This is a genomic window from Vicinamibacteria bacterium (assembly GCA_035620555.1).
In the GTDB taxonomy this organism is placed as follows: domain Bacteria; phylum Acidobacteriota; class Vicinamibacteria; order Marinacidobacterales; family SMYC01; genus DASPGQ01.
In genome coordinates this window covers 1-9,802 of the sequence record DASPGQ010000170.1, presented here as the reverse complement: position 1 = coordinate 9,802, position 9,802 = coordinate 1, and the positions used below count along the sequence as shown (strand labels likewise).

Sequence of the window (9,802 nt, the reverse complement as noted above, 5' to 3'; positions counted from 1 at the left end):
GACGTCCGTCGGGGAGAACCACGGTGACTCCGGTGCGAACGTCTTCGCCGGTGATGAGTGTCGTGTGACCCACTTCGACGCCGGCGACGTCGGTGATGGCATTGAGCTCGCCCGGAGAGCCTTCGAAGGGCACTCCGAGATCGCGGGCACGGGTTTGACCGAGCGCCAACGAATCGAGCGAGGCAATGACGATGAGCGAGACGATGAGATTCCTCATGATTGGCGGAGCCTAAACCGCGCCCAATGACCCGTCAATTCGACCGGCCTTCGAGAACAGGGGGTTCAACACTCTTGCCGTGTTGATAGCCGCCTCAGGCGCGCCGATCCCAGCTCTCCCCCACCACCGCCAAAGCAGCGGTGATGAGCGCGTCGTCGAGGTACGAGCCTCCATCGCGAAGAGCGCGGAGAAGCTCCGCTGCGGATGCGATGTGCCCAACCCTCTTGCTCTTCAGGATCAGGCCGAGGGTTCCCACGACCGGCACTCCCAACGTCTTGGCGCAGCTCCGGCCGCGGGCGTCGTCGAGAACGGCGACCGCCCCTGGCCGTGACAGAGCCACGGCAAGAACCTCACTTTCGCCGGCGCCAAGGCTCCATTCAGTGATCTCGAGGGGGATTCGCTCAGCCCGCGCCCGCTGACCCCAGCCGGATTCAATTGCTTTTCTGGCGGGGTCGCCAACGCGCCCGGCCACAAGCTCCCCGACCACAGACTCGGGAACGACCACGGCGCTCGCGAGCTTCTCCAACAGGTCGATTCGCCCAATCTTCGCAAGCGCAATCAGGGGCGATGCGTTGACGACAAGAACTTCACTCACCCGAGCGCTTCTTGGATGAGCTCGTCGGCGGTGTACTGAAACGGAGAAACCTGGAGCCGCCCCAGCGCTTCGAGGAACTCACTTCGGGACAGACCCGCGATCTCGGCGGCCCTGGCCTGGGACAAGCGCCGCAATTCGTACCACTTGACAGCGGCAGCGAGGCGAAGCTCGCGGGGGAAGCTCTCAGGAGACTCGTTGAGGGAGGCGAGCGCGCCCTCAGGAACCTCAATCTTGATCTCGATCAAGGGGCGTCCTTTCTTGCATCGGTCCTATTCCCCATTTTAGCAATTGGTTCGGGTCGGTACCTCAATTTGACGCCGGTCAGTCACCGTGAAGTGTTTTCCAAAGGACCAGATGGCGTCTATCGTCCTGCACGGACTGCGAAGCCTCCCTGTCGAAAAGAAACGCTTGGCGGCTCCAGAGCTCCTGGCCTATACTACGCCTTCGCATGCTCGGCCTCGACACCTACCCCGCGCGCTCCGAAGCGACGCCTCACCTGACGACCCGCATGTGGACTTGCATCATGCGCAGGTGGGGCCCGTCTCCATAGCTTACCGGTAGGAACGGAGCCCCGCACCCTGAAGGGTGTCGGGGCTTTTTTGATTTTGGGAGGTACCGTGAAGACTTCTGACCGTGTCCATCGCCATCGACCCGTTGCCGTGGAACGCCCCATTGGCGGAATGCCCGAACGCGAGATGATGACTGCCGCAACCCGGAAACTTCATGAAGCGGTGGACGCGCGCATTCGGCGCCATCGTTGTGCGTTCCTCCACCCCCACGGCGAGAGCGTCCCGACCGACCTTCTCGGCTCTCAGACGATGGTCGACTGGCAGGAGGAAAAGGCGCGCCGGAGCTTCCTCGGTGAGGCGTGCTGGTCCAGCCTGCCTCCGGTCTATGCCCGCTATGGCTCGAGGAGCTCACAGCGTCTTCTGGCAAGAGTGAAGAATCTCGAGAACGCGACCTCGGTCGTGCTCACCGACTCGGGCATGCAGGCTTGCGCGCTCTTGATGGACGTCCTCTTCGAGCCGCACACCGAGGCGGTCGTCGCCCGTGGCAGTTACAACAAGACGAAAACCTATCTGAAACGCCTCGCGGAGCGACAGGGGGGCCAGGTTAGGCTCGTCGAAGAGGCGTCTCAATTGGAGCTAGAGCGCGCCCTCACGGACAAAACTCGCATCGTCTTCGTGGAGACCTACTCGAACCCACTGATGCGGGCGGTCGACGTTCCCGGTCTGGTCGAGCGGATCGCGGGCGCGCGAAAGGGCAACCCCGGGCTACATCTCATTGTCGACAATACCATCGCGACACCGTGGGGGACGAAGGCGCCATTGCTGGACTGGGGCGTCGATTTCGTGGTGGCCAGCGGAACCAAGGCCCTCGACGGACGGGATCGCAACCTATGGGGGTACATCGCGTCCCATCGAGCTCGAGAGATGAACGACGTCATGGACCTTCAGGCCATGAGAGGGGGCATCCTGGACTGGCGTCGCGCTGAAGACATCGAAAGCGAACTCGACGAGGCGCGAGGGCGTTTCGAACGACGCTGCGAAGCGGCGACCGAGGTGGCCGCCTTTCTCGAGCGGCATCCGCAGGTGAGCGAAGTCCACCACCCCTCGCTTCCCAACCACCGCGACGCCGCCATCGTGCGACGCGACTATCGCCTCCCCGGCTCTCTGGTGAGCTTTCGCCTGCACGATGCCGACGAGAGCTCGACGCGCCATTTCTGCGACGTCCTGGCCATGACCCGTGTCCCGCGCTACGCCCTGAGCTTCGATGGTCTCGTCACCAAGGTCAACCACCACCGCACGGTGTCCGAGTACTTCACGCCCGAGAAGGAGGTGAGAGACATGGGCGTGGATCGACTGGTGCGGCTCGGCATCGGCCTCGAAGCGACGGACGACCTCATCGACTGCCTCGAGTGGGCACTGCTGAACTTCAGGCAGATTAGCGCCGAGCGAGTCGCCAGTTTTCAAAGCGAGCGCCGGCGCGAGCTTCGGCTTATCGACCGCGAAGGAGAAGAAGACCCATGACAGACCGGAAGAAAGTCACGCTACCGGCTTTGAGAAGGAAGATGGCTGCGGGAACGCCGCTCACCATGATCACCTGTTACGACTATTCGATGGCCCATCTCGTCGAAGAGGCCGGCGTCGACATGGTGCTGGTCGGCGATAGCCTGGGCATGACGATGCTCGGCTATCCCAGCACGCTTCCGGTGACGATGGAAGACATGATCCGTCACGGCGCCGCCGTTCACCGTGGTTCCCCCACCTCCTGGCTCGTGATCGACATGCCCTATATGAGCTATCAGCCTTCGAACGAGAAAGCGATCGAGAGCGCGGGACGCCTTATCGCCGAGACGGGAGCGGACGCGGTGAAGCTCGAGGGCGGGCGCGAGATGGCCGACAGGATCCAGTCGATCGAACGGGCCGGCATCCCGGTAATGGCTCACCTGGGTCTGACCCCTCAGAGCGCGTCGGCCCTGGGCGGTTTCCGATTGCAGGGTAAGACGGCGGACGCGGCGATTCGCATCGTCGAGGATGCCAGCATCGTCGAACAGGCGGGAGCCTTCTCGATTCTGATGGAGCTCGTGCCCGATCGGATCTGCCGGATGGTGACCGAGCGCGCTTCCGTACCCATCATCGGCCTCGGAAGCGGCCCGCATGCCCACGGACAGTTGTTGATCTTCCACGACGTTCTTGGGCTCTACCCGGACTTCGCCCCTCGCATGGCGAAGGTCTACGCCGATGCGGGACGCCTCATCCGGGAGGGCCTCGAGGACTACGTTCGCGAAGTGACGCAGCATGAGTTTCCTCGCAACGAGAACACGTTCGGAATCGAGGAACGGGAGCTCGAGGCAGTCCAGAGGGCACTCATGGCCGGGACATTGACGTCATGAGGGAGCGCGCGAGAGCTTGCTTACCTCGAGCATCGCCCATAACATCATCGGCCAAGAGGGTGGATACCATGTGGCCACGTGTTGCGTCTTCGATCGCGGCAGTAATCGCCGTGACGCCGCTTCTCTTCGCCCAGCAGGAGCTCACATCCGAAACGCTCTTGGGGCTCAGCTTCCGGAACATCGGACCGGCGAATATGAGCGGCCGCTTCGTCGACATTGCCGTCGTGGAGAAGGATCCTTACGTCTTCTATGCCGCCTCCGCGACCGGCGGCGTCTTCAAGACGAGCAACAACGGGGTCACGTTCGAGCCGGTCTTCGAGAACGAGGGCACCCACTCGGTGGGCGCCATCGCCCTTCACCAGGCGAATCCCGACATCGTCTGGGTGGGCACGGGAGAGCGCGCGAACCGTCAGAGCTCGTCGTGGGGCGACGGCGTCTACAAATCGACCGATGCGGGCGAGAGCTGGACCAACATGGGGCTTCAAGACTCGCACCACATCGGGCGGATCGTCTTGCACCCGACGGATGAAAACGTCGTCTACGTCGCGGCGATGGGCCACCTGTGGGGGAACAACGAAGAGCGAGGGCTGTACAAATCCGTGGACGGCGGGCTCAGCTGGAGCAAGATCCTCTACATCGACGACATGACGGGTGTCGTCGACGTTGCCCTGGATCCGGACGACCCCGACATGCTGTACGCCGCCGCTTACCAGCGACAGAGAAAGCCTTTCGGCTTTCACGGAGGCGGTCCGGGAAGCGGCCTCTACAAGTCGACCGACGCGGGAAGGGGCTGGAAAGAGCTGCGCAACGGCCTGCCCGATGGCGACTACGGGCGGATCGGGATCTCCGTTTACCGGAAAGACCCGCGCATCGTCTACGTCTGCATCGAGCAGGGATTGCGATACACGGCTTCGACGTCCTACGAAGAGCGGCTCGCCGGAATCTACCGGTCCGAGGACCGTGGCGAAAGCTTCGTGCACATGAGCGATTGGAATCCGCGCCCCATGTACGCGAGCCAGATCCTCGTGGATCCCAGTGACGACCAGCGAATCTACATGGAGAACGCCTTCAGCTTTTCCGACGACGGCGGAAAGACGTTCACCGTTCCGAAGCAGTCGGTTCACTCCGACGACCGCTACGTCTGGGTAAACCCGAAGGACTCGCGGCATCTCATCAAGGCCAGCGACGGCGCCCTCGCGATCTCGTACGACCGCGGCAAGACCTGGCTGTTCGTTGCCTCCCTTCCCGTCAGCCAGTACTACCGGGTGCGCGTGGACATGCAAAGGCCTTTCAACGTCTACGGAGGTCTCCAGGACAATGGCAGCTGGAGAGGTCCGAGCGCCACCTATCGTTCCGAGGGAATCCTGAACGAGGACTGGATCCGCATCGGCGGGGGCGACGGATTTCTCAACGAGGTCGATCCCTCCGAGCCGCACATGGTCTACGCGGAGTCCCAGTATCTGGGGCTCACCCGGGTCGACCTGCGCATCAACGAGAAGCAGCAGATTCGCCCGGGCAACACGACCGGGTGGATCGAATCGCGACGGAACTGGGATGTTTGGGGAACGGGTGAGGATTTTCCGTTTCTCGGGGAGGAGTTGACCCCTGCCAACTGGGACGGTCCGTTCCTCGTCTCACCCCACAATTCCTCGACGGTTTACGCGGGGACGAACGAGCTGTGGAAGACGACGAACCAAGGCCAGTCCTGGGTGTCGCTCGGGAATTTCACCACCGGCACCGTCCGCAGCGAGCTCACCATCATGGGCCAGACACCCACCGAACGGACTTCGTCCCTCGACGACGGCATCCCCTTCTATCCGACGACTACCGCCATTGCCGAATCCCCGTTGCGAGAGGGCCTCCTCTACGTGGGGACGGATGATGGCAACCTGGCGCGGTCCCGAGACGGAGGCGTGAGCTGGGAGACAATCGGCGATCGTTTGCCCGGCGTTCCGCCGAACGCCTGGCTCTCGGGAATCGAGCCCTCTCGCTTCGAGGAGGAGACCGTGTACGTCGTCGTCAACAACTATCGAAACGACGACTACCGCAACTTCCTCTACAAGTCGACCGACGCGGGAAGGAGCTGGAGCTCGATCGTGGCCGATCTACCGGCGGACCGAGTGCTTCGCACCGTGCGCGAAGACCCGCGAAATCCAGACGTACTGTACCTCGGCGCCGAGATCGGGCTCTTCGTGACGATCGACGGAGGAGGGCACTGGGTCGAGCTCAGGAACAATCTTCCGACCCTCGCCCACAACGATCTCGTCGTGCACGCCAGAGACAACGATCTCGTGCTTGGCACCCATGGGCGGGGCATATGGATCCTCGATAATGTCAACGCGCTCCAGGAATTGAATTCCGAAGTCCTGGCTTCCGAGGCACATCTGTTCACCATCGAGCCGGCGGAGATGATCCGCTACGTGCGCGAGAAGGCGGAGTCGGGAGATATGGTCTTCGAAGGAGAGAACCCACCCGCCGGGGCGATCATCGACTACTACCTGGCACGCAAGGTTCCGGAAGATGCGATATCCCTCGCGGTCATCGACGCCGATGAGCACGAGGTTCGCCGTCTCGAAACGAAGGCGAACGCCGGCATCAACCGGGTCATATGGGATCTCCGCCACCCCAAGTTGCCCGACCCGCTCGGAGAGGAGCCGGATGACTTCGGCGAGATGCCGAAGGGGCCGGACGGTCCCTGGGTCGTTCCCGGCGATTACACCGTCCGCCTGACGGTCGCGGACCGCTCGTACGAGCAGCAGCTTCGGGTTCAGGAAGACCCGCGGATCACGGTCGCGGCGGCGGAAAGACGTTCCTGGACGCGTACTCTCCTCGAGCTAGGAGACAACTATCGGGCGGTGAACGGCTGGATGAAGCAATTGGAATCTCAGGAAGCCGAAGACGCCGAGAAGACGCGAAAGCTCGTCCGCGAGCTGCGGCGGCGCATCCAGAACCTCTATCAGCAGATCATCGGCTGGACCGGCGCGCCGACGGAAGATCAGCGCGCCCAGATCCAGTTCCTGAGCGACGCGATGGCGCAGCTCGAGCCCGAAGTGCAGACGATGTCCTCGGAAGGGATGGGTCGATAAGGACGCTGTGATTCGCTTCGATTCAGTCTGCCGCGGTGGCTTCCATCTCCACCATCAGCTCGGGAAAGGCGAGGCGGCTGATACCGAGCAACGTCATGGCGGGTCTCACCCCGGCTGACTCCAGGCGGCGGACGAGTACGTCCCAATGGGCAAGCATCTGATCCACGTCCGTCGTGTAGATGTTGAGGCGCACGATGTTGGACAAGCTCATTTCCGCCCCTTTCAAGACGGCCTCGAGGTTATCGAGCGCAAGGCTCACTTGAGCTTTCAAATCATCTTTGTGCTGTGACTTGCCTTCACCGTCGATCGCGGTCTGACCGGAGCAAATCAAAAAGCGCTTCGCGCCTTCGACGACCTCGGCTTGGTTGAAGCCGTACTGTAGGGACCAGTCCCATGGGTTGACGGGAGTGCGCTGCATGAGTCGAACCTCCGTTTGTGGAATTTTCAGGAGACTTATCACAAAACGACGATCGAGGAGTGGCATCGAGGCACGTCGCCTCGGCGTCAGTCGTGAACGTCAATCGTCCCGACTTGCGGGAATACGAGCCTCTCGGGAATTCTCAGTGCTCGGCGCTTGCCTGTCCGGCGCTGCTCGTTCGAGCGTCCTCGAGCGGCAGAACGATTCGTGCGGGTGGTCCCTTCCCTTCTTCGCTCTCGATCTGGAGGATTCCGCGGTGATCGTTGACGATGCCCCCGGGATGAAGAACGCCAGCCACTCGTGCTCTTTCTCGAGTCCGCGTGTCGCAAGGCGCGCGGGATTCGGTAAGTGTCACAAAGATTCTATTGAACACCGACCCTAGCAGAAGCTGTGCCACAAGGACCTCGAGACAAGGATGATCTACGTCCACCTCGCCCGCGTCGGCCCTTCCGCATGCGAAGCCCCCTGAATGACACGTTTTGATACCATGCGCTCCCCCCGGTTACCATGAAGACGAGAAGAAGGCGACGGGATCGGACCCGGCTAATTGCTCTTATTATCTGGCTATGAATCATCTCAAGCGAGGATATCTCTTATTAGCACCTCGCCCTCACACCCGATCACGAGCGTTCCAACGTGTTGCCTCGCAGGAGCCGAAGCGCATATGAAATACGAGAGCGCGCCGTACGCCGAGATCGGCAACCGAATCTCGCCTTATCTTTAAGTTATGTACACAACAGCTGAACCGGACAGCGAACCCCAGTCACTGACTTGGCTCGATTCGCTTGCTTGTTCCTGGCCAGCTGTGCCAGCCATCGCGTGGGGAACGGTTACGGTCGTCATCTTTTCCACAGTTGAATCCATTACGGAAGCGGAGCTGTCGTGGACCTGGGAGGTGGGTGCTTCAGCTATTCTGTGGTTCTCTGTGCCCGTCACATCGCTGTTAATGTGGGCCAGCAGCTTCTCGGCGGTGGTCGTCTCGGTTACAGTCTGGAAGCTTTTTCGTGGGCGACCAACACCATGGACACTCAGCACGGTCTTCAGGCTACTCTGCGTCCCGTTTCTGGGTTGTGCGTGGCTCTTCGCCGGTTGTGTCATGATTGCACAGGCGTTGTATTGAGTCCCTGACGTCGTCCGAACTTATGAAGGCACATAACTTCGGCTTGCAGCGGACGTGGCCTTCGTCTCCGGTTCGCAGAGTCGCAGGCAATCTGGGTGGTAGCCCTCGGGCAGAGCGGTGCTGTACCCACACGACTGGCCACGCCGCTGAAGACGAGCGTGATACAGCCCCCTGGAACAGTCGCTTTCGTTCACGTCTCCAGCTCTATGGCACGCACGTAACCTGATGCTGGAGACAGTCCTCGGGCCGGGCTCGATAACGCAGGTTACAGCCGAGGAACGTCGCGGTCTGTGGCGAATTCGGGCGAAACGAGGCGTGATGTGGGCGCTCATACTTTTGTTTCTTCCCGTCGGGTACGCCGCTTCGTTCATTCCGGGGCTGGAGCCGTCGATCTTCTCCAAAATTTGGATCGCTGCATACCTCGTCTCGGTGGTTGTTCACAACTATTTCTCGCCATGCCCCAGATGTGGGAATCAGTTTAATATGAGAACCTGGTATTGGGCCCGCGCGTGGACTCAACGTTGTATGAGTTGCGGCCTTCCTCTCCGACCACACGTACGGAAGAGGCTCGATTGAGTCTCGTGCGCAAGAGAATGAGTTCCTACAGGCTGTATAACTCACGCGCTTGCAGCGGACGTGGCCTTCTTCAATCCGCAACAGGAGTTCGAGTAACCGACAACACCTTCGTTGAGAATCGTGTTTTACTGCAGGCTGGCCTCGCCGCTGAACCGGAGCGTTAGGCGATTCAGCAATGGTGTCATCACTCTTGCTTGTTGCGACAATAGCAATGCGTACCGGGCAGTTGCCGACGGCGGAGGAGCTTCATAGCCAAATCGACGAAAACGGGCCAAAGCAAACTCTTCTTGCGCTCTACAATGATCATGCCCAGTGGACACCGTTCTTGGATCGAATTGCAGATGCGAGCCTGCCGTGGCTCGAAGTAGCCAACCGGCTCCTCGCCGCGAGCGATGCCGGGTCGGCCAACGAGCTTGAGTTTGCTCTGGGGGACGCACTCAACAAGAATGCAGAGAGAGTTCTTCGAACAATTGCCGATATAGACTTCGCATGTGGGCTTTTCAGTCTTGCGGGTAATTGCGGTGACCTTACTCAAGCATTCGCCCAACGGGAAGCAGCCGTTCGCGCAATTGAGGTTCCGTCGCTTCAGAAGAAAAGGTTTGAATGTCTCGCTGTGATCGTTGAGTTGAGAAAGGACACCCTTGAGTACAACAACTGCCGATAGCGGTGCTGTGCGAGATCGGCGGGATCGCCTAACCCGCCGTTGCAGCGGACGGTCGGCCCGTCCATCTTAGAATGTTCTTAGTGCGTGGTTCGTTGGGGCCGCTCGCCGATGAGCGGCAATGTTATGCAGCGCGCACGGGATCTGCGAGACTCCGAGATCAATGACCATCTTTTCGACTCGTTCCAGACGGCCGCCGATCCACCCGTAGAAGGTGGACATGGCTCGACCGC

Annotated in this window: 9 protein-coding genes; 4 read left to right on the top strand and 5 right to left on the bottom strand. The window is 61.0% G+C overall.

Translation table 11 applies throughout. From position 1 onward, the window contains the following. From VEK15_06540 to VEK15_06530, 3 genes are all read right to left on the bottom strand, one after another. A partial coding sequence (locus VEK15_06540; protein HXV60335.1) for a P1 family peptidase occupies nucleotides 1–217 on the bottom strand: 217 nt, incomplete at its 3' end. Between the two features lie 94 nt (nucleotides 218–311). Then, the gene (locus tag VEK15_06535) at nucleotides 312–812 is read right to left on the bottom strand and encodes a DUF3368 domain-containing protein (protein ID HXV60334.1); all 501 of its coding nucleotides are present in this window, start codon (nucleotides 810–812) and stop codon (nucleotides 312–314) included. Further along, entirely contained in the window at nucleotides 809–1,057 is a 249-nt protein-coding gene (locus tag VEK15_06530) for a UPF0175 family protein (GenBank protein ID HXV60333.1), read from the bottom strand. The genes VEK15_06535 and VEK15_06530 overlap by 4 nt, the downstream gene beginning before the upstream one ends. A 372-nt stretch (nucleotides 1,058–1,429) precedes the next feature. Here VEK15_06530 and VEK15_06525 point away from each other — a divergent pair, with 372 nt between their 5' ends. The 3 genes from VEK15_06525 to VEK15_06515 all read left to right on the top strand — a co-directional run bounded on the left by VEK15_06525 (nucleotide 1,430) and on the right by VEK15_06515 (nucleotide 6,794). Further along, nucleotides 1,430–2,842 (top strand): aminotransferase class V-fold PLP-dependent enzyme, encoded by a 1,413-nt coding sequence (locus VEK15_06525; GenBank protein ID HXV60332.1) that lies wholly within the window; start codon nucleotides 1,430–1,432, stop codon nucleotides 2,840–2,842. Then, entirely contained in the window at nucleotides 2,839–3,708 is an 870-nt protein-coding gene (panB, locus tag VEK15_06520) for a 3-methyl-2-oxobutanoate hydroxymethyltransferase (protein HXV60331.1), read from the top strand. The genes VEK15_06525 and panB overlap by 4 nt, the downstream gene beginning before the upstream one ends. 68 nt (nucleotides 3,709–3,776) lie before the next feature. Further along, a complete protein-coding gene (locus VEK15_06515; GenBank protein HXV60330.1) occupies nucleotides 3,777–6,794 on the top strand; it encodes a hypothetical protein in 3,018 nt (1,005 codons plus the stop codon). 22 nt (nucleotides 6,795–6,816) lie between these two features. Here the strand turns inward: VEK15_06515 and VEK15_06510 are convergent, their stop codons facing one another. After that, nucleotides 6,817–7,212, bottom strand: coding sequence for a RidA family protein (locus tag VEK15_06510; protein HXV60329.1), 396 nt, complete (start codon nucleotides 7,210–7,212; stop codon nucleotides 6,817–6,819). 142 nt (nucleotides 7,213–7,354) lie between these two features. Continuing rightward, nucleotides 7,355–7,510: a hypothetical protein gene (locus tag VEK15_06505; protein HXV60328.1), complete on the bottom strand. Its 156-nt coding sequence runs from the start codon at nucleotides 7,508–7,510 to the stop codon at nucleotides 7,355–7,357. Nucleotides 7,511–9,083: 1,573 nt separating this feature from the next. Between VEK15_06505 and VEK15_06500 the strand changes: the two genes are divergently transcribed. Further along, the gene (locus tag VEK15_06500) at nucleotides 9,084–9,572 is read left to right on the top strand and encodes a hypothetical protein (GenBank protein HXV60327.1); all 489 of its coding nucleotides are present in this window, start codon (nucleotides 9,084–9,086) and stop codon (nucleotides 9,570–9,572) included. Nucleotides 9,573–9,802 lie beyond the last annotated feature (230 nt).